The following is a 23,804-nucleotide window of genomic DNA, read 5'->3' as shown; positions in this document are numbered from 1 at the left end:
CTGACCGCCTCGACCGTGCTGCCACACTGACCGGCTGCCACATCGAGAATGCGGGCGCACGAATCTCGGTGCCACTAATGTCGGTGACACGATGCTTGATCAGGCCTCGGCGTATCGATCGCACCGGTATCCACGGATGCCGCACCACGTCGAGCACGGTTCTCTTTGCCGTGCTGCTGTGAAGTTGGAGAAGAATGGCATACACCCGCCACCAGGCCGCCGGTTCGAATACCCGTGCCGCCGCCGGAGGTCGCCAGCGGCAGCGACCCCGTTCCCGTGACGATGACGCCCCCATCATCCCGATCCTCGCCCGCAAGGTGCGCGAGGTCGAGGCGAAGGCGCAGACCGGCGCGAAGCTCGGCCCGACCAACCGCACCAAGTACCAGGTCATCGCGCTGCTCATGCGCGAGGAGCGCGCCCGGGTCAAGGGCGACAAGGAACTCACCGACGCCAACCGCGCCGAACTCCTCAAGCGCCTCGACGGGATCGCGCAGATCCTGGCGAAGACCGCGGCACGCGACACCAGCCTGATCACCCTGCTCGAACCCGACGCGGGGGTGTCCACGGTCGCGCAGCGGTTCCGCCGCGACTGGCTGATCGAATCCGGCGCCGAGCTGTCCCCGGACGAGCTCATCATCACCCGGGAGCCCGAAGCCAAGCCCGAGATGCCGGTCAACCAGGTCATCCCGCAGTCGGTCAAGGCCCGGCAGCTGGCCAACCCGTTCCTCGCGCCCGATTTCAGTGCCGCGCAGGCTCCGCCGGTCGTCTCCGGCCGCCGTCTCGCCAACTGGGAGCTGATCGGCTCGCTGTTCAAATCCTTCGAGTACGGCTCCGGCGGCCAGGCCGCCAGCATGGACCTGCCCGAGGCGCCCCGCGTCGACCGGCTTTCGCCTCGCGGCATGGAGCTGATGCGTCACCAGGCCCGGTTCGTCGAAAGCGCGCGCCTCGGCCACCGCAGCTACCTGCTCGCCGACGAGCCGGGACTCGGCAAGACGGCGCAGAGCCTGCTCGCGGCATCCGTCAGCGGGTCATACCCGCTGCTCGCCATCGTCCCCAACGTCGTCAAGATGAACTGGGTCCGTGAGGTGGAACTGTGGACGCCGAACCGCCGGGCCACCGTCATCCACGGTGACGGCGACACCCTCGACGCGTTCGCCGACGTGGTCATCGTCAACTACGACGTTCTCGACCGGCACCGCACCTGGCTCGGTACCCTCGGGTTCAAAGGCATGGTCGTCGACGAGGCGCACTTCATCAAGAACCTCCAGTCCCAGCGGTCCAAGCACGTGCTGGCCCTGGCCGAGCAGATCCGCCGCCGCACCCCGGGAGGGAACCCGCTGCTGATGGCCCTGACCGGTACGCCGCTGATCAACGACGTCGACGATTTCCGTGCGATCTGGCAGTTCCTGGGCTGGATCGACGGCGACAAGCCCACCGCCAAGCTGATGGCCAGGCTCGAAGCCATCGGGCTGACCCCGGCGGATTCCGGCTTCTACTCCGCGGCGCGCGCGGCCGTGATCGACATGGGCATCGTGCGCCGCCGCAAGGTCGATGTCGCCGCCGACCTGCCGGCCAAGCGCATCGCCGACCTGCCGGTCGAGCTGGACGACGACCTCGGGCGCTCCATCCGCCAGGCCGAACGCGAGCTCGCCGCCCGCCTGGTCACCCGGTACCACTCGCTCGTGGCCGCCCGCCACCCGGGCCAGACGCCGCCGGTGCTCGACGGCGAGCAGAGGGCCGCTTTCGTCCGCGCCGTCGCGCACGCCGAACTCGAGGAATCGAAGGGGCAGAGCACGGGGGAGAACGTCTTCACCATGGTGCGCAAGATCGGCCAGGCCAAGGCCGCCCTCGCGGCGGACTACGCCGTGCAGCTGGCACACTCGGTCGGCAAGGTCGTGTTCTTCGCCAAGCACATCGATGTGATGGATGCCGCGGAAGACATCTTCGCTCGGCGCGGCCTGCGCACGGTGTCCCTGCGCGGGGACCAGACCGCCCTGGCTCGCCAGGCGGCCATCGACGCCTTCAACGACGACCCGGGGGTGGCCGTCGTGGTCTGCTCCCTGTCCGCCGCCGGCGTCGGCGTCAACCTGCAGGCCGCATCCCACGTCGTGCTCGCCGAGCTCAGCTGGACCGCGGCGGAACAGACCCAGGCCATCGACCGGGTGCACCGGATCGGCCAGGACGAGCCGGTCACGGCCTGGCGGATCATCGCCGCGCACACGATCGACGCGCGCATTGCCGAGCTGATCGGGAGCAAGCAGGGCCTCGCCGCCCGAGCCCTCGACGGCGCCGAGGAAGAAATCTCTTCCGCTGACTCCGTGCAGGCCAGCGCACTGATCTACCTGCTCACCCAGGCGCTCGACGGGGAGCTGTAGGAAGCGCCCCTCACCGGCGTTGATTTGAAACCGGGCCCACCTCGGGTCCATCATGAGGAGGCGGTGAAGGCGCCGAACATGATCGCTCGCAACAAGGAGTAACCACAAATGAAAATAGGTATCCTCACCAGCGGTGGAGACTGCCCCGGACTCAACGCCGTTATCCGCGGTTCCGTACTCAAGGGAGTCCGCGTCCTCGACGCCGAATTCGTTGGCATACGCAACGGCTGGAAAGGCCTTGTAGAGGGCGACTTTATGACCCTGGACCGCCACAGCGTGCGTGGTCTCTCCCGGCAGGGCGGAACGATCCTGGGCAGCTCCCGGACGAACCCCTTCGAGGGTGAACGCGGCGGTCCCGTTAATATCCAGAAGACGATGGACGCGGAGGGCATCGACGCGATCATCGCGATCGGTGGCGAGGGAACCCTTACCGCCGCGCGTCGTCTGACGGATGCCGGCATCAAGATCGTCGGCGTCCCCAAGACGATCGACAACGACCTCGAGGCCACCGATTATTCGTTCGGGTTCAACACGGCGGTCGAAATCGCCACTGAGGCCATCGACCGGCTGCGCACCACCGCCGAGTCGCACGGCCGGTGCATGATCGTCGAGGTGATGGGCCGCCACGTGGGCTGGATCGCACTGCACTCCGGCATGGCCGGCGGCGCGCACGCCATCCTGACCCCGGAGCAGCCGCAGACCATCGAGCAGATCTGCGAGTGGGTGCTGCACGTGCGTGACCGCGGTCGTGCACCCGTGCTGGTCGTCTCCGAGGGCTTCAAGCTCGCCGGAATGGAACAAGCGCTCTCGACCAAGGGCCTGGACGCGTTCGACCGTCCGCGCCTCGGCGGCATCAGCGAAATGATCGCCCCGATGATCGAGGAGCGCACGGGCATCGAGTCCCGCGCCACCGTGCTCGGCCACACCCAGCGCGGCGGGGCCCCGTCGGCTTACGACCGCGTGCTCGCGACCCGCCTCGGCATGGCCGCGGTCGACGCCGTCTTCGCCGGCCAGTGGGGTTCCATGGTATCGCTGCGCGGCACCGACATCGAGATCGTCAGCATCGCCGACGCGACCATCGGCCTGAAGACCGTGCCGCAGGCGCGGTACGACGAGGCCGCTGTGTTGTTCGGCTAAACCCGCACCACGAGCTGCGGGGCCCCGGATCTGATCCGGGGCCCCTCAGCTCGTTAAGGCGTGGTCAGGGATTCAGCGAATGCCGGACGTCAGGCGAGTTTGGCCTGCACCTGGGCCAGCGACGGGTTCGTGGCGCTCGACCCGTCGGGGAAGAGGATGGTCGGCACGGTGCGGTTGCCGTTGTTCAGGCTCATCACGAGTTCCGAGGTGCCCTCGACCTCCTCCACGTTGACCTCGGTGTAGCCGATGCCCACCTTGTCGAGCTGCGACTTCAGGCGCGAGCAATAGCCGCACCAGGTCGTGGTGAACATGGTGATGGTTCCGGATGCGGGCACGAAGTTCATCTCAGCAGCCTAATACGATGGAATCATGTCCCTTCCCCAGGTGTGCGTCTGCTATCTCACCCGTCGCACCCCGGCGGGAGACCTGCAGGTGCTGCTCGGCCGCAAGAAGAAGGGTCTGGGCCTTGGCAACATCGTCGGCCTCGGCGGCAAGCTCGAGCCGGGGGAGACGGCCGTGCAGGCGATGGTCCGGGAGATCGAGGAGGAGTCCGGCCTGGTCGTGACGGCATCCGTGCTCACCCCGATGGGTCTGCTGACCTACCTGTTCCCGCACCGGGAGGCCTGGAGCCAGGAGTCGAGCGTGTTCGTCTGCACGGAGTGGACGGGGACCCCGCGTGAGTCGGACGAGCTGAACCCGGAGTGGTTCGATGTGGCGGCCCTGCCCGTTGACGAGATGTGGGACGACGCCCGGCACTGGCTGCCGGGCGTGCTCGCCGGAATTCCGGTGCGGGCCACCTTCACCTTCGGGGCAGACCTCGCGACGGTGGTGGACCAGGGCCTGGTTTGCGCTTTGAATTGACCCGCCTGCCCCCGAGTGTCAGGATTGTTCCTGCTTTGCAGCTTGAGATAACCCCGGCTGTCGTACACCCAGAGAAAGACGCCGGTGGATTTCACCCTGATTGTCGCGCTCGTCATTGCGCTGGCCCTGATTTTCGACTTCACCAACGGTTTCCATGACACCGCGAACGCCATGGCCACCCCCATCGCAACCGGCGCCATGCGGCCCAGGGTCGCCGTGGGATTGGCGGCCATCCTCAATCTGGTCGGCGCGTTCCTGTCCACGGAGGTCGCCAAAACGATCTCCGGCGGCATCATCAAGGAAGGTGACGGCGGCGTCCAGATCACCCCGGAGATCATCTTCGCCGGCCTGATCGGCGCCATCGTCTGGAACCTGCTCACCTGGCTGCGCGGTCTGCCGTCCAGTTCGAGCCACGCCCTGTTCGGCGGCCTGATCGGCGCCACCATCATCGGCATCGGCTCCCAGGCCGTGGCCTACGACGTCGTGCTCGCCAAGGTCATCCTGCCCGCCCTGATCGCCCCGCTGACGGTCGGTGTCGTGGCGTTCCTGGCCACCAGGCTGGCCTACTTCATCACCCGCCGTGACAGCGGCAAAGCGGATGGCCGCGGCGGCTTCCGTTACGCCCAGATCTTCTCCTCCTCCTTGGTGGCCCTGGCTCACGGCACCAACGACGCCCAGAAGACCATGGGCGTCATCACCCTCACCCTGATCGCCAGCGGGATGCAGGACGTGGGCACCGGCCCGCAGCCGTGGGTCATCATCGCCTGCGCCGTCGCGATCGCGATCGGCACGTACAGCGGCGGCTGGCGCATCATTCTCACCATGGGTCGCGGTCTCACCGCGATCAAGCCGGCCCAGGGCTTCGCGGCGGAGACCAGCACCGCCGCGACCATCCTCGCGTCCAGCCACCTCGGTTTCGCCCTCTCCACCACGCAGGTCGCCTCCGGGTCCGTCATCGGGTCCGGCATGGGCCGACGCGGCTCGACCGTGCGCTGGGGTATGGCCGGGCAGATCGTGCTCGGCTGGGTGCTCACCCTGCCGGCCTCGGCCATTATGGGCGCATTCGCGGCCGGGCTGGCTCTGCTGGGCCCGATTGGCATCGTCCTCGACCTGGTCCTCGGTTCCCTCCTCGTCGCCCTGCTGTTCCGCCGGTCCCGCGCCACCCGGGTCACACACGACAACCTGCACGACATCGACGACGCCGGGCGCGTCGTGAAAATCCGGAAGACCCCCCGCAAAGTCTCCCGCACGGACCGGAAGAAGGTCGCGCTGTGATCGATTGGGCCGCATTCTTCGTCGTGGCGTTCGCGTCCCTCGTCTCGTCCGCGGTCGTGGTGAGTCTCTACTCGCTCGGCCTGCGGCTGCTCACCACCGCCGGACGCGTTCCGGTCGTCGAACCGGCCGAGTTCACCGGCGCCATCACGGTGCTCACCCCCAAGCGGGCCGCGAAGGAGGCCAAGCGCGCGCGTAAGGCCGCCGCCACCCCGCTGACCCGAGGCCAGAAGAAGGCCGCCGTGCTGGGCGCCTACGCCTGTTTCGTCCTGTGCGCCGGGGCGGTCATCTTCGGCGTCTACCTGATCGTGCCCGCCCTGCACGGCTAGCCGCTCCGCCTCGCTGCCGCGCTCCGCCTCGCTGCCGCGCTCCGCCCCGCGCTGGGCTGTCCCCGCCCCAGTGCCCGTTCCGGTCGAGAGTGCCCGTTCTGCCGGTCACTCTCGACCGGAACGGGCACTGTCGCGCACGGGGCCTGGCGCGGTAGCTGCGCACCGTCGTGCGGGAGCTGCGCGGTAGCTGCGCCCCTTCGCTGGTGGCACGCCGCGCGCGAAGCGGCGCAGCACGCGCGTGGGTGCCGGCGCCGACCGGCCGAAGGGTGACTCTCGGGTCCTGGCCGGAGGACGGCTCTCGGCATCCGTGGACCGGTTTCGTGGCAACGGATGCCGCCGCGACCCCGGTGTGCTGCTCGCGGCGCACCCCGGGGCTCGGGGCTCACGGTGGAGCCTGCGCCGCGAGCGGGAACGTGAGCCGTGAGCCGCGAGCCGGACCGGAGCCCGTCGCATCCGTCTGAGCTCGAGCGGTGGACACTCGCTGCCGTGTGAGAGTGCCCGTTCCGGTCGAGAGTGCCTACTGTGCCGGTCACTCTCGACCGGAACGGGCACTCTGGACGCGCGCGGGAGGTGCGCCCCTTCGCGGGTGGTGTGCCACGCGCGTAGCGGCGCTGCACGCGCACCGGAGCACGAGCATGTGCGCGGGGAACCGAGACGACTGCGACTGCGGCAGCGGCAGCGGCAGCGGCTGCCGCGGCAGCTGCGGCGGCGGCTACCTCGTGGTGCCGCGCACCCTGGCTACCCACGTCATCAGGTGGTAGATCACGATCGCGGCCACCGTTCCGAGCGCGATGCCGTTGAAGCTGAGGGTGCCGGCCGTGAAGGTGTAGTCGGCGATGCCGATGATCAGCGCCGTGGCGGCGGTGAACTGGTTGACCGGCTTGCTGAAGTCGACCTTGTTGTCGAGCCAGATCTTGACGCCGATGATGCCGATCAGTCCGTACAGGGCTGTGGTCACGCCGCCGAGGACGCCCGCCGGGATGGTGTTGATGACCGCCCCGATCTTGGGGGAGAGGCCGAGCAGGATCGCGACCAGGCCGGCCACCCAGTAGGCGGCGGTGGAGTAGATCCGAGTGGCGGCCATGACGCCGATGTTCTCGCCGTACGTGGTGGTGCCCGACCCGCCGCTGAAACCGGCGAGCATCGTGGCCAGGCCGTCGGCCATCAGGGCGCGGCCCGTGAGGTGGTTCACCTTCGCATCCGTCATCTGGGCGACGCCCTTGATGTGGCCCACGTTCTCGGCCACCAGCACGAGCACGACGGGCAGGAAGGCGGGCAGGATGCCCAGCGCGGCGGCGGGGTTGTCGAGCGGGTTCATGGCCGAGGTGAACTGCGGCAGGCCGATCCACGCCGCCTCGCCCACGCCGCTGAAGTCGACCTCGCCAGCAACGACGGCGGCGATGTAACCGACGACCACGCCGATGAAGATCGACAGCCGGCCCAGGATGCCGCGGAACAGCACGGTCGAGAGGATGACGGCCGCGAGCGTGATGATCGCGGTCAGCGGGGCCAGGGCGAAGTTCGACTTCGCGACCGGGGCCAGGTTGAAACCGATCAGGGCGACGATCGCGCCGGACACCACGGGGGGCATCAACGCGTCGATCCAGCCGGTTCCGGTCAGTTGCACGACCAGACCGATCAGGGCCAGGAGCAGACCGACCACGATGATGCCGAACAGGGCGCTGCCCATGCCGGCGGTGGCGGTGGCGGCCGTGATCGGGGCGATGAAGGCGAAGGAGGAGCCGAGGTAGCTGGGCAGCCTGTTCCGCGTGATCAGCAGGAAGAGCAGGGTGCCGATGCCGGAGAAGAGCAGGGTCGTGCTGGGCGGGAAGCCCGTCAGCAGCGGCACCAGGAAGGTGGCTCCGAACATGGCCACGACGTGCTGGGCGCCGATCCCGATGGTGAGCGGCCAGTTGAGGCGCTCACCGGGGCCGACGACATCGGTGGCTCCGACCGTTTTACCGTCGCCGTGCAGGGTCCAGGGCAGAGCCATTGTTTCTCGTTTCCATGTCGTTCGTAGTTCCGATCGTAGTGAAGAAATAGGATCGGACGGTGATACCAAGCGCACAACCGACTCGCACCGACCCCCTCGAGGTACGAGTCGGGGCCGGTGTGGTGCGGGGGGTCCGCGAGCGCGGCGTGCGGGCCTGGCGGGGGATTCCGTATGCCGCGGCCCCGGTGGGGCAACTCCGTTTCCGGGCACCGCAGCCGGCCGGGTCGTGGCCTGGCGTGCGGGACGCCGGGTCCTTCGGCCCCGTTGCCACTCAGAGCCACCGCGGCCAGTTCATCGGCGCGCACCCGCGCATCCCGCAGAGCGAGGACTGCCTGAACCTCAACGTGCTCGCACCCGACGAGCCCGACGCTTCGGTGAAGCAGGCCGGCCCGGCAGGCCGCCGCCCGCTGCGGCCGGTGATGGTCTTCGTGCACGGCGGGGCCTACAGCGTGGGGTCCTCGCGGGAAGTGCCCCGGCAGGGCGAGGGCCTCGTGCGCCGGGGCGGCATCGTCTACGTCAGCATCAACTACCGCCTGGGCGCGCTCGGCTACCTCGACTTCAGTCGGTATTCCACGCCGGAACGGCCGTTCGAGAGCAACCTCGGGCTGCGCGACCAGGTGGCGGCCCTCGAATGGGTGCGGGACAACATCGCGTCCTTCGGTGGCGACCCGGATGCCGTCACTCTCTTCGGCGAGTCGGCCGGCGGCAACGCCGTGACCACCCTGATGACCGTTCCCGCCGCCGCCGGGCTGTTCCACCGCGCCATCGCCCAGAGCGCCCCTCCGAACGCCGTCTACTCGCCGGAGATCACCGCCGAGTGGGCCGGCGACTTCGTCAGCCTCCTGGCCCGGCGGAGCGGCGCGGCCGGACAGGCGGACCCGGGGCAGCCGGCGCCGGACCCGGCGGCCCTGCTCATCGCGGCGGATCCGGCGCGGCTGGCCGAGGCGACCACCGACCTCACCCGGCGCGCGCCCGACCGGTACCCGGGCACCATCCCGCTCTCGCCCGTCATCGACGGCGACTTCCTGCCCGAACGCCCGCTTGACGCCTTCCGCGACGGGCGCGCGCACCGGGTTCCGCTGATCATCGGCACGAACGCCCGCGAGGGATCCCTGTTCAGCGGGCGGATCGACATCCTCGCCACCACGCCGAAGCGAATCAGCGCCGTCTTCGGCAACACCCGCAAGAAGGCGCGGAAGGCCCTGAAGGCGCAGTACCCCGGCATCCCGGCCCTCCGCCCCGCGCTGGACTTCGGCGGCGACTTCTCGTTCTGGTACCCGAGCGTGCGGGTGGGGGAGCGTCACTCGCGCTATGCGCCGGTGCATTTCTACCGGTTCGACGCCGCCCCGCGGCTGCTGCGGGCGATGGGGCTCGACGCCACCCACGGGCTCGAGCTGTTCCCCCTGTTCGACCGGCTCGACGGCTGGCCCGGCCGCGGCATGACGGCGCTCGGCGGGCGGCGCCAGTTCCAGGCGGTGGGCAGACGGATGCAGGACTGGTGGCTGGCCTTCGCGGCCACCGGCAGTCCGGATGCCGCCTGGCCCCGCTACGACGAGGTCGACCGCCAGACCCTGATCATCGACTCCGTCGACCGGATCGAGTCCGACCCGCTCGGTGGCCGCCGACGCGCCTGGGGCGCCTTCGTCCCGCACATCTGAGCCGCCGGCCGGCGGACTCGCGGGAATCCGGACGGTCTCCGGGGCCGTAAACTGGAGAACTGAGAATCAGCTGAGTCGGCCACCAGGAGAACCCCATTTCTGAAACAGAGACCCACACGTCATCCAACCCTGCCCCGAAGCCGGACACCCCGGCCACGGGCGCCGAGAAATCGGGCTCCGAGAAATCAAGCGCCGAGAAATCGGGCACCCGCGCCCGGCTCGACCGGTACTTCGAGATCACGGGGCGCGGCTCCACCTGGGGCCGGGAGATCCGCGGCGGCCTGGTGACGTTCGTCACGATGGCCTACATCGTCATCCTCAACCCGCTCATCCTCGGCGGTTTCAGCGCCGACCAGGCCGCGGTCGACGTGGCCGGCGGATGGCTGCCCAACGCGCAGGTCGCCGCGGTCACCGCCCTCACCGCCGGCGTCATGACCATCCTCTTCGGCGTCATCGCCCGGCTGCCGTTCGGCTTCGCCGCCGGCCTCGGCATCAACTCCTTCCTGGCCGTGAGTGTCGTGGGCCAGGTGACCTGGGCAGAGGCCATGGGCCTCGTGGTCATCAACGGCCTGATCATCGTGCTGCTGGCCTCGACCGGTCTGCGCGAACTCATCTTCAACGCCGTTCCCCGCCAGCTGAAGATCGCCATCACGGTCGGCATCGGCCTGTTCATCGCGTTCATCGGGCTGGTCGACTCCGGCTTCGTCCGCTCGAGCGGCACGGCCTCGCCGCCGGTGCAGCTGGGCGAGAACGGCTCCGTCGTGAGCCTGCCGACGACCGTGTTCGTGATCGGCCTGATCATCCTCGGCATCCTGGTCGCCCGCAAGGTCAAGGCCGCCCTCCTGATCGGCATCGTCGCCACCACTCTGATCGCCGTGATCCTGGAGGCCATCTTCAAGGTCGGCCCGTCGCTCGGCCAGAACCCGAACGGCTGGAACCTGAACGCGCCGGTCGTGCCGACCTCCATCGTGTCCCTGCCTGACCTCAGCCTGGTCGGCCAGGTCAGCTTCGGCGCATTCGAACGGATCGGCGTGCTCGCCGCGCTGATGCTGGTCTTCACGCTCGTCTTCACGAACTTCTTCGACGCGATGGGCACCATGACCGGCCTGGCGAACGAGGCCGGGATCGCCGACGACAAGGGCAACTTCCCGCGTCTGAAGTCGGCCCTGATCGTGGAGGGCGTCGGCGCCGTCATGGGTGGTTCCACGTCCGCCTCCTCGAACACGGTGTTCATCGAGTCCGGGGCCGGCATCGGCGAGGGGGCGCGCACGGGCCTGGCCAACGTGGTGACGGGGCTTCTGTTCCTCGCCGCCATGTTCTTCACCCCGCTCACCCAGATCGTTCCGCTCGAGGTGGCCGCGGCCGCCCTCGTGATCGTCGGCGCGATGATGGTGTCCCAGATCAGGTTCATCGACTTCTCGGACTTCTCGATCGTGCTCCCGGTCTTCCTGACCATCCTCGTGATGCCGCTGACCTACTCGATCGCCAACGGCATCGGGGCCGGCTTCATCAGCTGGGTGCTGGTGCGCTCGTTCTCCGGCAAGGCGCGCGAGATCAGCCCGCTGCTCTGGATCGTCGCGGCCGGGTTCCTGGTCTTCTTCGTGCGCGGCCCGATCGAGGCGCTGCTCGGCGCGTAGGCAGACACGTGGGGCAGGGGTGCGGCGAGCCGTACCCCTGCCCCGTTTTCTATTCCAGAAAGCCGCGCAGGAGCAGTGCCGTACCGGCCAGGTGCTCGGCCATCGCGTGCGCCGCCGCGTCAGGTCTTCCGGTCAGGATCGCGGTGACGATCTGTTCGTGTTGTCGGTCGGAGTGAGCGATGTTCGGGCCGAGCGAGGGGATCTGGTCGAGCAGCTCGTTCACGCGCATCCGGACCTCGGCCAGTAGTGGCACGAGGGAGGGGGATCCGGCCAGTTCTCCGATGGTGAGGTGCAGCCGAGAGTCGAGGCGGCGGTAGTCCTCCCCGGCCGCGCCGATCGAATCGCTCAGGCTGTGCCAGAGCACCTCGCGTTCGGCGGGGGACAGAGTGCGTGCGGCGGCGTGCCGAGCGGCCCCGACCTCAAGGATCTCTCGCAGGGTGAGTGCATCCTCGATTTCCGTGGGAGGGATGTCCCGGCGGGTCACCAGCTCGCCGCTGTGGTCGACCCCGGGTGTCTGCCTGGGAAGGGCGTCGCTGACGAAGGTGCCGCCGTACCGTCCGCGCCGGGAGACCAGGTAACCGGCCTCCGCGAGGGACGCGATGGCGTCCCGGACGGTGTCCCGGCTGACGGCGAGCATGGCGGCGAGCTCGCGTTCGGCGGGCAGGCGCTCGCCCGGTGCGATCAATCCCAGCCGCACCGTCTGCAGCAGGCGCTGCACAGTCTCTTCGAAAGCGTTGCCGCCGTGGACGGGGCGCAGCAGTAGGCCGCTGTCCAGGCCCGGCTGTTCGTCGATCACGGTCTGTCTCCGCCCTCCATGCAGACTCCTAGTTCATCTAGTTCATCACGGTTTTGAGTCAGGTCATTCCGGCGTCACGTAGGCCGAGCTGATGCCGCCGTCGACGAGGAACGTGGATCCGGTGATGAACGAGGAGTCGTCGCTGGCCAGGAACGCGACAGCGGCGGCAAGTTCCTCCGGCTCCGCGAACCTCCCGACCGGGATGTGCACGAGACGCCGGGCCGCCCGTTCCGGGTCTTTGGCGAACAGTTCCTGTAGCAGGGGAGTGTTCACCGGGCCCGGGCAGAGGGCGTTGACCCGGATGCCCTGCCGGGCGAACTGCACGCCGAGCTCACGGCTCATCGCCAGCACGCCGCCCTTCGACGCGGTGTAGGAGATCTGACTCGTGGCCGAGCCGAGCACCGCCACGAACGAGGCAGTGTTGATGATCGAACCACCGCCCTGCTTGACCATGTATCGCAGAGCGGACCGGCAGCAGAGGTAGACGGATTTCAGGTTGACGTCCTGTACCTTCTGCCAGGCCGGCAGCTCGGTGGTCTCGATCGAGTCGTCGTCGGGCGGTGAGATCCCGGCGTTGTTGAAGGCCACGTCGACCGAGCCGAAGGTGAGATAGGCGGTGTCGAAGAGTGTGTCGACCTGGTCCTGGTCAGTCACGTCCACCTTGACGAAGAGTCCGTTGACCAGTTCCGCGGCAGCGAGGCCCGATGTTTCGTCGAGGTCGCCGATCACGACGGTCGCCCCCTCTGCGGCGAATCGTTTTGCGGTGGCCAGTCCGATGCCGCTGGCACCGCCGGTGATCACGGCGACCTTGCCCGCGAGCCGTTGCGTGAGATCGATGGGGGTGAGGCTGCTCATGGCTGGAGTTCTCCTTGGTGTGAGGTTCTGGCGGGCGGGATCGACTGGAAAGAAGGTTGTTTCGGGATCGCCGCTTCAATCGACGGCGATGAAGACGTTCTTGGTGTCGGTGAAGCTCAGGGGGGCGTCCGGGCCCAATTCGCGGCCGAGCCCGGACTGTTTGAAGCCCCCGAACGGTGTCGAATACCGCACGGATGAGTGCGAGTTGACCGAGAGGTTTCCGGATTCGACGGAGCGCGCCACCCGGAGGGCTCGGCCGACGTCCCTGGTCCAGATCGAGCCGGAGAGCCCGTACTCGGTGTCGTTGGCCAGCCGCACGGCATCCGCCTCGTCCTGGAAGGGCAGCACGGTGACCACGGGGCCGAATATCTCGTCCGTCACGCAGCGGTCGGAGCGGGAATCGGGGGTCAACACGGTGGGCGGGAACCAGAAGCCGGGACCGGTCGGTGCGTTGCCGCGGAAGGCGACGGGGGAACCCACCGGCACATAGCTCCTGACCGACGCGAGGTGAGCGGCCGAGACCAGCGGACCCATCTCGGTCGCCTCATCGGCCGGGTCGCCCACGCGCACTCCGGTCACGGCCGGTTCGAGCAGTTCCATGAACCGGTCGTAGACGCTCCGCTCTACCAGGATTCGGCTGCGTGCACAGCAGTCCTGGCCGGCGTTCTCGAACACCCCGTAGGGCGCCGTCGCGGCGGCCTTCTCCAGGTCCGAGTCGGCGAAGACTATATTGGCGCTCTTGCCGCCGAGTTCGAGGGTGACCCGTTTGACCTGGTCGGCGCACCCCGCCATGATGCGTTTGCCCACGGCGGTCGACCCGGTGAAGACGACTTTCCGCACCGAGGGATGGGTGACGAAACGCTCACCGACCACGGAGCCGCGCCCCGGCAGCACCTGGAACAGGCCGTCAGGCAGACCGGCCGCCTGGGCGAGTTCGCCCAAACGGATGCTGGACAGCGGCGTCCATTCCGCGGGCTTGAGCAGCACCGCGTTTCCGGCCGCGAGGGCGGGCGCGAAGCCCCAGGCCGCGATCGTCATCGGGAAATTCCACGGCGTGATGATGCCCACCACGCCGAGAGGCTCGTGGAAGGTCACGTCCAGTCCGTTCGCCACGGGAATCTGCCGGCCGAAGAGGCGCTCGGGCGCAGCAGAGTAGTAGGTCAGTACATCACGCACGTGGCCGGCCTCCCAGCGGGCCTGCGTGATCGGATGCCCCGAGTTCATCACTTCGATTCGGGCCAGGTTCTCCCGGTCCCCGTCCACGGCGTCGGCGAACCGCCTCAGCACCAGTGCTTTGTCGGCGGGGGCCACCTGGGCCCAGAGCCGCTGCGCTGCTACGGCGCGGCGTACAGCCTCGTCGGTGCCCGCGAGATCGACGTGCTCGACGATCGACACCTCGGTCTGATCGGCGGGGTTGATGACGGTGTAACTGCTCACGATCGTTCCTCTCTCTGCCGGTCGGCCCGGTATTGGGCGGCCGCGTCGACGAGGCCCGCGAAGAGACGGATGTCCGCGTCGTCCTGTTCGGGATGCCACTGAACCGCGACCCCGAAGGGAACGCCGTCGAGCTCGACGGCCTGCACGACGCCCTCGAGGCTGCGGGCGGTGACGACGAGGCGCTCGCCCACGCGGTCGATGGACTGGTGGTGGTAAACGGGCACGGCGAGCGGGGCGGTGCCACCGTCGAGCAGCCCGTGCAACTGGGATTGCGGGTGGAGTTCAACCTCCACCGCGTTGAAAACGCCGCCGCCGGCCTGGTAGCCGCCGTGGCCGACCACGTCAGGCAGGTGCTGGTGCAGGGTACCGCCGAGAACCACGTTGAGCATTTGGGCACCCCGGCAGATCCCGAGGAAGGGCAACTCGCGGGCGATGGCCTCGAGCAGGAGCTCGTGCTCCCAGTCGTCCCGGTCGGGACGGGGCTCATCGGTGGCAGCGTGGGACGACTGGCCGTATCTCGCCGGGTCGACGTCCTTGCCCCCGGTGATGATCAGGCCGTCCAGCCGGTCGAGGACCCCAGCGGCGATGGCGGGGTTGGCCGGCTGCGGGGGTAGGAGCACGGCGATCCCGCCGGCCCGGGTCACCGAGTCGAAGTAGACCTGGGGGAGGAAAGCGGCCGGCACATCCCAGACTCCGGTTTGTGACTGTTCGAGATAGGTGGTCAGGCCGATGACGGGTCGAGGCCTTGAGAGCTCAGAGTCGTTCAAAGCCGCGCACCCGCTCCCAGTCGGTCACCGCCGCGTCGTAGGCAGCCAGTTCGGTCCGGGCATTGTTGAGGTAGTGGTCGACGACCTCGTCGCCGAAGGCTTCCCGGGCGACCGCGGAGGTCGCGAACAGTGCGGTGGCCTCCCTCAACGAGGCCGGCACCCGCTCCGCATCGCTCTCGTACGCGTTGCCGACGAAAGCATCGTCCAGCTCCATTTCGTTCTCGATGCCGTGGAGGCCGGCCGCGATCAGCGCGGCCACGGCCAAATACTGGTTCACGTCGCCGCCGGGCACCCGGTTCTCCACCCGAAGGCCCAAACCGGCTCCCACCACTCGCAGTGCGCAGGTGCGGTTGTCCAGCCCCCAGGCGATCGCCGTGGGCGCGAAGCTGCCCGCGACGTAACGTTTATAGGAGTTGATGTTGGGGGCGGAAAAGAGGGTGAGTTCGCGCATGACGGCCACCTGGCCGGCGAGGAAGTGGCGGAAAAGCTTCGACATGCCGTGATCCGCACCCTTCTCGGCGAAGACCGCCGACCCGTCCGTGCCGCGCAGGCTGATGTGGATGTGGCAGCTGTTGCCCTCACGCTCGTTGAACTTGGCCATGAAGGTCAGGCTCTTGCCGTGCGCATCCGCTATTTCCTTGGCCCCGTTCTTGTAGATCGAGTGATTGTCGCAGGTGGCGAGGGCGTCCGTGTAACGGAAGGCGATCTCCTGCTGGCCGAGGTTGCACTCGCCTTTGACGCCTTCGCAGTACATCCCCGCGCCGTCCATGGCATTCCGGATGTCCCGCAGCAGCGGTTCCATCCGAGTGGAAGCGAGCAGCGCGTAGTCGATGTTGTAATCGCTGGCCGGGGTCAGGTCTCGGTAACCCTTCTTCCACGCCTCCCGGTAACCGTCGTCGAAGACGATGAACTCCAGCTCGGTGCCCACGTAGGGCACGAGCCCACGTTCGGCCAGACGCGCCAGCTGCGCTTTCAGGATCTGACGCGGGGAGGCCACGACCGGCGTCTTGTCCAGCCACTGCAGGTCGGCTGTGACGAGCGCGGCGCCCGGGAGCCACGGCGCCCGGCGCAGCGTGGCGAGGTCGGGGATCATCGCCATATCGCCGTAGCCACGCCTCCAGCTCGACATCTCGTAGCCGTCCACCGTATTCATCTCGACATCCACCGCGAGCAGGTAGTTGCAGCATTCCGCGCCATGGCTCGCGACATCTTCGAGGAAGAGCCGCGCGGAGACCCGCTTGCCCACCAACCGCCCCTGCATGTCGGTGAAGGCGACGACGACCGTGTCGATCTCACCCGAGCCCACGAGCGCGGTCAGGTCCTCAAACGATAGGTTTCCGGATCGGGGTGTCATGAGCATCTCCTCAGTGAGCCTGGCTGAATGGTCAACTTCCCGACCATTAGACCACAGATCAGAACCAGAACAGGGGAGAACTTTCGGGCCGGGTGCGACGAAACTTTCTCGCAAAGGTATGTACACGCAACCATTGGGGGCCTTATAGTCAGGCCAAGAAAAACTCACGGCGTTGTGTGGTCGACAGTGTCGACGCGCATGACCAGAGCGCAAAGGAACCAGGATGTCCAAAGACACCTTGAAAGTCTCAGGCGTGCAGTACACAACGGCGGAAGCAGGATACTTCGAGAAACGCAGATTGACCCGGAGCGCCGGGATCTGGGGGCTGTGGGGCCTCGCTGTGGCGGCGGTCGTCTCGGGCGACTTCTCCGGCTGGAACTTCGGCATCGACTTCGCCGGATTCGGCGGCATGCTGATTGCGTTCGCCCTTCTGGTCGTCATGTACTACGGCATGATCTTCAGCATCGGTGAGATGGCCTCGGCGATGCCTCACACCGGCGGTGCGTACTCCTTCGCCCGCGCGGCACTGGGACCCTGGGGCGGATTCGTCACGGGGCTCGCCGAGACGATTGAGTACGTCGCGACCACGGCAGTGATCGTCTACTTCTCCGCCTCGTACGCGGATGGCATCACGAGTGAACTCCTCGGCTTCTCCCTCCCCTCGTGGGCCTGGTGGGCCATCCTCTACGCCGTGTTCATCGGCCTTAATGCCGCCGGCGCGGCCATTTCGTTCACCTTCGCGATCGTGGTCTCGATCATCTCGATCGTCATCCTGCTCGTGTTCTCCGCCATGGCCGCTTTCTCAGGTCTGTTCAGCGTGGACAACCTCTTCGACATCGTGCCCGATGCCGGCCAGTCCGAGTTCCTGCCGCACGGGGTGATTCCGATCCTGTTCGCCCTGCCGTATGCCATGTGGTTCTTCCTCGGAATCGAGGAACTGCCGCTCGCCGCGGAGGAAGCCCACAACCCCGTGCGCGACATCCCCCGGGCTGGCTTGATCGCCCGCACCACCCTCATCGTCACGGGCCTGCTCGTGTTGTTCCTGAACACCGGGATCGTGGGCGCCTCCAACATCGCCACCGCGGGGGAGCCCCTGTTGGACGGCTTCCGCGCCATCGTCGGCGACCAGGCTGCCGCGGTGCTCGCCCTGTTCGCTCTGGTCGGCCTGCTCGCCTCCCTGCAGGGCATCATGTTCGCTTACGGACGCAACATGTACTCCCTGTCCCGGGCCGGCTACTACCCGAAGTTCCTCTCCCTGACCGGCAAACGGCAGACCCCCGGGGTCGCCCTTCTCGTCGGGGCAATCATCGGCTTTGTGGCTCTGATCCTGGTCGACGCGCTCGGCGGAACGGGCGGCGTGGCAGGAGCCATCGTGCTGAACATCGCGGTCTGGGGCGCCGTGATCGCGTACATTCTGCAGATGATCTCGTTCGTGATCCTGCGCCGCAAGTTCCCGAACGCGAACCGCCCGTACCGCAGCCCGTGGGGCGTGCCCGGTGCGGTCGTCGCCGGCATCCTCTCGCTGGCGATCTTCTTCGGGTTCTTCATCAACGAACCGGCCCGACCGGCGATCGCGGCCATCGCGGTGGTCTACGTGGTCATGCTCCTCGTCTTCGCTCTGTACGGGCGCAAGCGGCTCGTCCTCTCCCCGGAAGAGGAGTATGCGGTTTCCGGCGGACTGCACGGCGACCCGCAGAAGGAAGGTTACGGAGGGCCGGTGGAGGAGGAAATCCTCGCGCTGGACGGGCGGGATGCTCCCACAGAGTAGCGTGATGCGGCCTGGGGCGGGGCGCCGAGCAGCGGAGCGAACGTCCCCTCGCGGGGCGGCTGCACCGGCGCTACTGTGACGCCATGTCCATCCGGGAACACCGCTCCGCGCACCGCCGAAAACCGGGCTGGGCGGCTCCGTCGGACCCCGGCGTCCGCGACCGCACCCTGCCCGACCGGGGCTGGAACGTGCTGCCTGCCGGTAGCCGGGCCTTCCGTTTTCCGGCTCCGAGCGGCGCGCTCGCCGCTTTCGCGGTGGGCGACCCGGGGCATCCGCGGGTCGTCCTGCTCCCCGGCGCCACCGGGTCCAAAGAAGATTTCGTGCTGTTGGGGCCCCTGCTCGCCGACGCCGGCTTCCTGGTGGAGAGCTACGACCTGGCCGGACAGTACCAATCGGCCGCCGCCGGCCCCGTCGACGGCAGCCCGTACGAGTACGGCCTCTTCGTCGCCGACCTGATCGCCTTCCTGGCGGCGGGGAGCACCCCGGTGCATGTGCTCGGCTACTCCTTCGCCGGAATCGTCGCCGAGCTGGCTTTCGCCGATCGGCCCGAACTGTTCGGGAGCCTGGTGCTGCTCGGCGTGCCGCCGCAGTCCGGCCAGGCGTTCCGCCGGGTGCGCTGGATCGGCGCGTTGAGCTACGTGCTGCGTCCGCGCCAGATCGCCTCCCTGATCGTCTGGGGCATCGTCTCCAACCTGAACCGGGTTCCGCCCGGCCGCCTCGCCCTGGTGCGGCTGCGGTTCGCCTACACGAACCGCCGCAGCGTTGACGAGATCGTCGGGCTACTGATGCACGTGCCCGATCTGAGCGCACTGCTGCGGCACTCGGCCATCCCCGTGCTCGTCGCCGTGGGCCATCATGACCTGTGGTCGACGGATGTCCACCGCGCCTTCGCGAACAGCATCGGGGCGCGATTCCGCGTCTACCCCACCGGACACAGCCCGTGCGAGACCACCCCGCACCAGTTGGCGCGGGACATGCTCGCGTTGTACCGGTCGGCCGAACCTGGCTAGCAGACCGGGTCGGTCGGACTGATCAGGTGCGCACCCGGAGGCGGTGCCGGGCGGCGCGCCGGCGCCAGGGGGTGTCCTCGGGCCAGTCCTGCAGGAGGGTGCGGAATCCCCACCGCACCCGGCGGGCGAAGCCGCTCCAGGTGGCGAACGGGCGTCCGGAGACGCCCACCCTCAGGGTGTGCTCGTACCGCACCTGCACTGCCGGATCCAGGTTCATGCTCAGATCGAGGTCGTCGTGGATGTCGCTCCGCTCCCGGTGCACCCGGTCACGGGCTCTCAGCCAGACATCCCGGTGCATGGCGAAATTCGACCCGAACACGGGGTGGTGCGCGAGCCAGAGGCCGACCCAGAAGAAGTAGCCGCCGAGGTAGAACGTCTGTCCCAGCCAGGCCACGAGCGGACTGCTGTCGTAGAAGTCACCGGTCCCGGTGATGAGGTCCGCCTCGGGAGACCGGGCCAGGCCGGACTCGAGCCGCGCCAGCCAGTCGGGGGCAGGAACGGAGTCGGCGTCGAGGCGCGCGATCACGTCCCCCGTCGCCGCGTCGTAGCCCGCCGCGGCGGCCGGCCAGATCCCCTGCACGGGCTCGTACACGACGCGCGCTCCGGCGGCGCGGGCGGTGGCGGCCGTGGCATCCGTGCTCGCGTTGTCCACGACGATCACCTCGTCGGCCGGGCGGTCCTGGGCGGCCAGGGCAGCGAGGCAGGTGGCGAGCAGGCCGGCGTCGTTGAAGCAGGGGATGACGACAGAGATCGTTGTCATGGCGTCCTCCCTCGCGTTCGCATCGGCGCCCCGGGCCTGGAACAACGATTTGGTGCCGAGCTTACGCCCGGCTGGAAATCAGATTGCGCGGCAGTGCGTGGTCAGGAAACCGATCTTGTCGATCGTGATGGTCACGGTCGACCCGTCACGAAGGAAGACCGGCGGTTTGCGGCTGTAGCCGGCGCCGCCCGGGCTGCCGGTGGAGATCAGCGTGCCCGGCAGCAGGGTCGATGTCTGGGAGAGGTAGGAGATGATCTCGGCGACCGAGCGCACCATGTCGCCGCTCGAGGCGTCCTGCAGGATGCGACCGTCGACGTGGGTGGTGAGCCACAGGTCCTGCGGGTCGGCGATCTGGTCTGCCGTGATGACGACGGGGCCGGTGGGTGTGAAGCCGTCGAAGGACTTGCAGCGCGACCACTGGGCCTCGGAGAACTGCAGGTCACGCGCGGTGATGTCGTTCACGACGGTGTAGCCGAAGACGTGGTCGAGGGCGTCCGCCACGGACACCTTATGGGCGGCCCGGCCGATGATCACGCCGAGCTCGGCCTCGTAGTCGACCTGCTGCGTTTGGTCGGTCGACCATGTGATCGTGGACTCGTGCCCGGTCAGCGAGTTGGGCCAGAGCGAGAACACGGTCGCCGCGGTCTCGGACCGGAGCTTGAGTTCGGAGGAATGGGCGGCGTAGTTGGCGCCGATCGCGATGATCTGCGGCGGTCGCAGCACCGCCGAGGAGTAGCGCAGCTCGGAGAGCGGCGTGAGCGTGGCTCCCTGTGCCGCGGCGTGCATGCTCAGGGCGCGCACCCGGTCGAACTCGTCATCGCCCTTTTCGAGCAGGTCCTGCAGATCGCGCGGGGCCTCCTCCATGATTTCGTCGAGGAACAGCGCTGCGTCCTCGAAGACCGCCGCGAGACGCGGGGTGGACTGGCCGTCAACTCTGAGATGGGCGAATTTCACCTGTTCAGGCTACCTGCCCGAAGAAGGGGTGCGGGGCAGGTCCGCCGCCGGGGTGCCCGCGGCCCGCCACAGGTGCATGCCCGCGTAACTGCGCCACGGCGCCCAGTCCTCCCCGTGGCGCGCGAGATTCCGGGCATCCGGGGGCAGTCCGAGTCGGGCGGCGCCCTGGCGCAGGGCCAGGTCGCTGGTCAGCAGGATGTCGGGACTGCCCAGCACGCGCAGCGCGACGTAGCCGGCCGTCCAGGGCCCGATCCCGGGGAGGGCGGTGAGCCGCGACTCGAGGTCCGCCCTGGTATCGCCGAAGGAGAGCGTGAGGGCGCCCGTGCTCAGCTCCTCGGCCACCCGCATGATCGTGTCGATGCGGGCGGCCGGGCCGCGGAGCACGCTGCGGCCCTCCGCGGCGATCCGCGCGGCGGTGGGGAAGAGCCGGAGCGGCTGGTCGGAGCCGTGCNCCCTCCGCGGCGATCCGCGCGGCGGTGGGGAAGAGCCGGAGCGGCTGGTCGGAGCCGTGCTGGTCAGTGCCGGGCTGGTCGGTGCCGGGCTGGTCGCCCCCGGGTGCCGGGGCGCCGGCGGCCCCCGGGAACGCGTCGCCGAGCGCCGCGGTCAGGCGGGTGAGCGCTGTGCGGGCGGCCGCCACGGAGACCTGCTGCCCGATCAGCGCACGGAACAACGTCTCCTCGGGGTCGATACTTCCGGGCAGGCGCATGCCGGGGGTCGCCGCGACGCCGGCCGCCAGGGCCGGGTCCGCGGCGAGGGCCAGGTCGATCGCCCGGGAATCCGCGTCCAGGTCGAGCAGGCGCCGCACCCGGCTGACGAGCGGTGCGAGGTCGGCGAGGCTGGCCAGGCCGGCGCGGCAGGCCACGGATGGCGCGGCATCCGTTCCCAACAGCGTCAGCTCGACCCACGCCGGGCCGTGGGGCAGGCGCAACGTGCGGGAATAGACCTGCGCCGTGGCCCGCTCGACGCCGGCGAGGGCCCGCACGGCGAGGAACCGCAACAGCCCAGGTCCGTCGAACGGCGCGCGGGCCGGCAGCTGCAGGCTGATGCCGGTGGCGGCTGAAGGGACGGCCTGTGCGCTCTCGGGGGACGGGGAACGGGGACGGGCAGGTCGGGTCGGGCGTTGCAGCGTGCGCCGCAGTTCGGTGGGGGTGCGCTCGTAGACGGCGGCGATCGTGTCGTTGAACTGGCGCACGCTGCCGAACCCGGCGGCGAACGCCACCGCGCTGATCGACAGCTCGCTGCCCTGCAGCAGCAGCCGCGCGGTCTGCGCGCGGTGTGCCCGCGCGAGTGCGAGCGGGCCGGCGCCGAGCTCGGTCACGAGCACCCGGGTGAGGTGCCGTTCGCTGTAGCCGAGGCGGCGGGCGAGGCCGGGCACCCCGTCCCGTTCGACCGCGCCGTCAGCGATCAGGCGCATCGCGCGGGCGGCGAGGTCGTCACGGATGTTCCACTCCGGCGACCCGGGGACGGCGTCGGGCAGGCAGCGCTTGCACGCCCGCAGTCCGGCCTCGTGGGCGGCCGCGGTGGTCAGGTAGAACGACACATTGGCGGGTTTCGGTGTCGCCGCCGGGCAGCTCGGACGGCAGTAAATGCCGGTGGAGTGCACGCCCGTGATGAACTGACCGTCGAAACGGGCGTCCCGCGAGGACATGGCCCGGTAGCGGGTCGCGAAGATCGGGTCGGGAATATCGTCCGGGTCGGGCAGGACGTTCGTCCGGGTCGAAGTGGTGGTCACTGGTCCAGCCTGTCACCGGGCGACCGGGGACGCTAGCGGGAATCGGCCATCGCTGACGCTCGGCGCTGCTCCCGGCGCTGCCCCCGGTGGGTGCCCGGCGCGGCGGTCGGGTGGGTGCCCGGTCCGGTACTCTGGCGGCATGACCGCAGTGGAACGTCTCCAGTCCGAGCTCGGCAGCATCGTCAGCATCGATCCGGTCGAGTTGGCGGCGACTCGAACCGACAAGTCCGGCTGGGTGGCCCCGGGCATGCCGCTGGCCCTGGTGCGGGCGACATCCGTCCCGGAGGTGCAGGCCGTGCTCCGGATCGCAACGGAGTTCCGCATCCCCGTGGTCACCCGGGGCACCGGCACCGGGCTGTCCGGGGGAGCGTGCGGCACGGATGGAAGCATCGTGCTCAACGTTCGGGGGATGAACCGGATCCTCGAGATCCGCCCCGAGGACGAGCTGGCCGTGGTCGAACCGGGCGTGATCAACCAGCACCTCAACGACGCGCTCGCCGAACACGGGCTGTGGTTCGCCCCCGACCCGGCCAGTAAGGGCTTCGCCTCCGTCGGCGGCAACATCGCCACGAATGCCGGCGGCCTGCTCTGCGCCAAGTACGGGGTCACCCGCGAGGCGGTGCTCGCGCTGACGGTCGTGCTTGCCGACGGGCGGCTGCTGAAGACGGGCCGCCGCACCGTCAAGGGCGTCACGGGCTACGACCTCACCGCTCTGCTGACCGGATCGGAGGGCACCCTCGGCGTGATCGTCGAGGCCACCGTGCGGGCCAGGGCCATCACCGCGGGGGAGACCGTCACCCTCGGAGCCGTGTTCCCCGATGTGGCACTCGCGGCGGCGGCATCCGCCCTCATCACGGCATCCCGCCTGTGCCCGGCCGTGATGGAACTGATCGACTCGGCTGCCCTGGCGATGATCGCGGCCTACCTCGGGCCGGACCAGACGGCGGGCCTTCCGATCGACCGCGGCGCGTTCCTGCTGCTGCAGACGGATGGGCCGGGCGCGCTCGCCGAGGCCGAACAGGCCGCAGCCGTGCTGCGGGCCGCGGGCGGTGAGGTCCGCCTGGCGGATGCCGCGGGGGGCGCCACCGCCGACCGGCTGCTGGCCGTGC

At 69.0% G+C, this 23,804-nt stretch carries 20 protein-coding genes; 10 read left to right on the top strand and 10 right to left on the bottom strand.

Annotated elements, in window-relative coordinates:
• Nucleotides 1-194: 194 nt before the first annotated feature.
• Nucleotides 195-2,375 carry a DEAD/DEAH box helicase gene (locus tag E3T37_RS13305; RefSeq protein ID WP_134367563.1) on the top strand — a complete coding sequence of 727 codons (2,181 nt, stop codon included), beginning with the start codon at nucleotides 195-197 and terminating at the stop codon, nucleotides 2,373-2,375.
• Between the two features lie 108 nt (nucleotides 2,376-2,483).
• Nucleotides 2,484-3,512 (top strand): 6-phosphofructokinase, encoded by a 1,029-nt coding sequence (locus E3T37_RS13300; RefSeq protein WP_134367561.1) that lies wholly within the window; start codon nucleotides 2,484-2,486, stop codon nucleotides 3,510-3,512.
• Nucleotides 3,513-3,601: 89 nt separating this feature from the next.
• On the opposite strand, the gene E3T37_RS13295 is transcribed toward E3T37_RS13300, so the two are convergent.
• Nucleotides 3,602-3,856: a mycoredoxin gene (locus E3T37_RS13295; RefSeq protein ID WP_134367559.1), complete on the bottom strand. Its 255-nt coding sequence runs from the start codon at nucleotides 3,854-3,856 to the stop codon at nucleotides 3,602-3,604.
• 25 nt (nucleotides 3,857-3,881) lie between these two features.
• On the opposite strand from E3T37_RS13295, the gene E3T37_RS13290 reads away from it, so the two are divergent.
• From E3T37_RS13290 to E3T37_RS13280, 3 genes are all read left to right on the top strand, one after another.
• A complete protein-coding gene (locus E3T37_RS13290) occupies nucleotides 3,882-4,373 on the top strand; it encodes an 8-oxo-dGTP diphosphatase (RefSeq protein WP_134367558.1) in 492 nt (163 codons plus the stop codon).
• 84 nt (nucleotides 4,374-4,457) lie between these two features.
• On the top strand, nucleotides 4,458-5,648 hold the full coding sequence (locus tag E3T37_RS13285) for an inorganic phosphate transporter (protein ID WP_134367556.1): 1,191 nt from the start codon (nucleotides 4,458-4,460) through the stop codon (nucleotides 5,646-5,648).
• Nucleotides 5,645-5,974 (top strand): peptidase, encoded by a 330-nt coding sequence (locus tag E3T37_RS13280; RefSeq protein ID WP_134367554.1) that lies wholly within the window; start codon nucleotides 5,645-5,647, stop codon nucleotides 5,972-5,974. The genes E3T37_RS13285 and E3T37_RS13280 overlap by 4 nt, the downstream gene beginning before the upstream one ends.
• A gap of 712 nt (nucleotides 5,975-6,686) precedes the next feature.
• Here the strand turns inward: E3T37_RS13280 and E3T37_RS13275 are convergent.
• Entirely contained in the window at nucleotides 6,687-7,967 is a 1,281-nt protein-coding gene (locus E3T37_RS13275; RefSeq protein WP_134367552.1) for a uracil-xanthine permease family protein, read from the bottom strand.
• A gap of 59 nt (nucleotides 7,968-8,026) precedes the next feature.
• Here E3T37_RS13275 and E3T37_RS13270 point away from each other — a divergent pair, with 59 nt between their 5' ends.
• Together E3T37_RS13270 and E3T37_RS13265 are read left to right on the top strand one after the other, a co-directional pair.
• Nucleotides 8,027-9,625 (top strand): carboxylesterase/lipase family protein, encoded by a 1,599-nt coding sequence (locus E3T37_RS13270; protein WP_134367550.1) that lies wholly within the window; start codon nucleotides 8,027-8,029, stop codon nucleotides 9,623-9,625.
• Between the two features lie 299 nt (nucleotides 9,626-9,924).
• On the top strand, nucleotides 9,925-11,262 hold the full coding sequence (locus E3T37_RS13265; RefSeq protein ID WP_370262221.1) for an NCS2 family permease: 1,338 nt from the start codon (nucleotides 9,925-9,927) through the stop codon (nucleotides 11,260-11,262).
• 49 nt (nucleotides 11,263-11,311) lie between these two features.
• On the opposite strand, the gene E3T37_RS13260 is transcribed toward E3T37_RS13265, so the two are convergent.
• The 5 genes from E3T37_RS13260 to E3T37_RS13240 all read right to left on the bottom strand — a co-directional run bounded on the left by E3T37_RS13260 (nucleotide 11,312) and on the right by E3T37_RS13240 (nucleotide 16,471).
• The gene (locus tag E3T37_RS13260) at nucleotides 11,312-12,055 is read right to left on the bottom strand and encodes a FadR/GntR family transcriptional regulator (protein ID WP_134367583.1); all 744 of its coding nucleotides are present in this window, start codon (nucleotides 12,053-12,055) and stop codon (nucleotides 11,312-11,314) included.
• Between the two features lie 66 nt (nucleotides 12,056-12,121).
• The gene (locus E3T37_RS13255; RefSeq protein ID WP_166787103.1) at nucleotides 12,122-12,913 is read right to left on the bottom strand and encodes a 3-oxoacyl-ACP reductase; all 792 of its coding nucleotides are present in this window, start codon (nucleotides 12,911-12,913) and stop codon (nucleotides 12,122-12,124) included.
• A 75-nt stretch (nucleotides 12,914-12,988) separates the two neighbouring features.
• On the bottom strand, nucleotides 12,989-14,350 hold the full coding sequence (locus E3T37_RS13250; RefSeq protein WP_134367546.1) for an aldehyde dehydrogenase: 1,362 nt from the start codon (nucleotides 14,348-14,350) through the stop codon (nucleotides 12,989-12,991).
• Nucleotides 14,347-15,117: a gamma-glutamyl-gamma-aminobutyrate hydrolase family protein gene (locus tag E3T37_RS13245; protein WP_134367544.1), complete on the bottom strand. Its 771-nt coding sequence runs from the start codon at nucleotides 15,115-15,117 to the stop codon at nucleotides 14,347-14,349. Before E3T37_RS13245 ends, E3T37_RS13250 begins: the two co-directional genes overlap by 4 nt.
• Nucleotides 15,104-16,471, bottom strand: a complete 1,368-nt coding sequence (locus E3T37_RS13240) for a glutamine synthetase family protein (protein ID WP_134367542.1) — start codon at nucleotides 16,469-16,471, stop codon at nucleotides 15,104-15,106. The genes E3T37_RS13245 and E3T37_RS13240 overlap by 14 nt, the downstream gene beginning before the upstream one ends.
• Before the next feature lie 223 nt (nucleotides 16,472-16,694).
• Here E3T37_RS13240 and E3T37_RS13235 point away from each other — a divergent pair, with 223 nt between their 5' ends.
• Nucleotides 16,695-18,239: an amino acid permease gene (locus E3T37_RS13235; RefSeq protein WP_134367540.1), complete on the top strand. Its 1,545-nt coding sequence runs from the start codon at nucleotides 16,695-16,697 to the stop codon at nucleotides 18,237-18,239.
• A gap of 83 nt (nucleotides 18,240-18,322) precedes the next feature.
• Entirely contained in the window at nucleotides 18,323-19,249 is a 927-nt protein-coding gene (locus tag E3T37_RS13230; RefSeq protein WP_134367538.1) for an alpha/beta fold hydrolase, read from the top strand.
• A 22-nt stretch (nucleotides 19,250-19,271) separates the two neighbouring features.
• Here E3T37_RS13230 and E3T37_RS13225 read toward each other — a convergent pair whose 3' ends face one another.
• The 3 genes from E3T37_RS13225 to E3T37_RS13215 form a co-directional block, all read right to left on the bottom strand.
• Nucleotides 19,272-20,009 carry a glycosyltransferase family A protein gene (locus tag E3T37_RS13225; RefSeq protein WP_134367536.1) on the bottom strand — a complete coding sequence of 246 codons (738 nt, stop codon included), beginning with the start codon at nucleotides 20,007-20,009 and terminating at the stop codon, nucleotides 19,272-19,274.
• A 78-nt stretch (nucleotides 20,010-20,087) separates the two neighbouring features.
• Nucleotides 20,088-20,963, bottom strand: a complete 876-nt coding sequence (locus E3T37_RS13220) for a fumarylacetoacetate hydrolase family protein (protein WP_241978661.1) — start codon at nucleotides 20,961-20,963, stop codon at nucleotides 20,088-20,090.
• 4 nt (nucleotides 20,964-20,967) lie between these two features.
• Nucleotides 20,968-22,695, bottom strand: a complete 1,728-nt coding sequence (locus E3T37_RS13215) for an AlkA N-terminal domain-containing protein (RefSeq protein ID WP_370292547.1) — start codon at nucleotides 22,693-22,695, stop codon at nucleotides 20,968-20,970.
• 139 nt (nucleotides 22,696-22,834) lie between these two features.
• Here E3T37_RS13215 and E3T37_RS13210 point away from each other — a divergent pair.
• Nucleotides 22,835-23,804: FAD-binding oxidoreductase (locus E3T37_RS13210; protein WP_134367534.1), on the top strand; the 970-nt coding region annotated here is incomplete at its 3' end.

This window comes from Cryobacterium sp. TMT2-10 (assembly GCF_004403075.1).
GTDB lineage: Bacteria > Actinomycetota > Actinomycetes > Actinomycetales > Microbacteriaceae > Cryobacterium > Cryobacterium shii.
The sequence above is the reverse complement of the archived record's forward strand: the minus strand, read 5'-3'. Positions and strand labels throughout refer to the sequence as shown.

Bases quoted from the DNA above. Each gene is read 5' to 3' on its own strand.
- E3T37_RS13305 (WP_134367563.1), top strand. From the start codon at position 195: ATGGCATACACCCGCCACCAGGCCGCCGGTTCGAATACCCGTGCCGCC.
- E3T37_RS13255 (WP_166787103.1), bottom strand. From the start codon at position 12,913: ATGAGCAGCCTCACCCCCATCGATCTCACGCAACGGCTCGCGGGCAAG.
- E3T37_RS13295 (WP_134367559.1), bottom strand. From the start codon at position 3,856: ATGAACTTCGTGCCCGCATCCGGAACCATCACCATGTTCACCACGACC.
- E3T37_RS13290 (WP_134367558.1), top strand. From the start codon at position 3,882: ATGTCCCTTCCCCAGGTGTGCGTCTGCTATCTCACCCGTCGCACCCCG.
- E3T37_RS13235 (WP_134367540.1), top strand. From the start codon at position 16,695: ATGTCCAAAGACACCTTGAAAGTCTCAGGCGTGCAGTACACAACGGCG.
- E3T37_RS13275 (WP_134367552.1), bottom strand. From the start codon at position 7,967: ATGGCTCTGCCCTGGACCCTGCACGGCGACGGTAAAACGGTCGGAGCC.
- E3T37_RS13230 (WP_134367538.1), top strand. From the start codon at position 18,323: ATGTCCATCCGGGAACACCGCTCCGCGCACCGCCGAAAACCGGGCTGG.
- E3T37_RS13265 (WP_370262221.1), top strand. From the start codon at position 9,925: ATGGCCTACATCGTCATCCTCAACCCGCTCATCCTCGGCGGTTTCAGC.
- E3T37_RS13300 (WP_134367561.1), top strand. From the start codon at position 2,484: ATGAAAATAGGTATCCTCACCAGCGGTGGAGACTGCCCCGGACTCAAC.
- E3T37_RS13240 (WP_134367542.1), bottom strand. From the start codon at position 16,471: ATGACACCCCGATCCGGAAACCTATCGTTTGAGGACCTGACCGCGCTC.
- E3T37_RS13225 (WP_134367536.1), bottom strand. From the start codon at position 20,009: ATGACAACGATCTCTGTCGTCATCCCCTGCTTCAACGACGCCGGCCTG.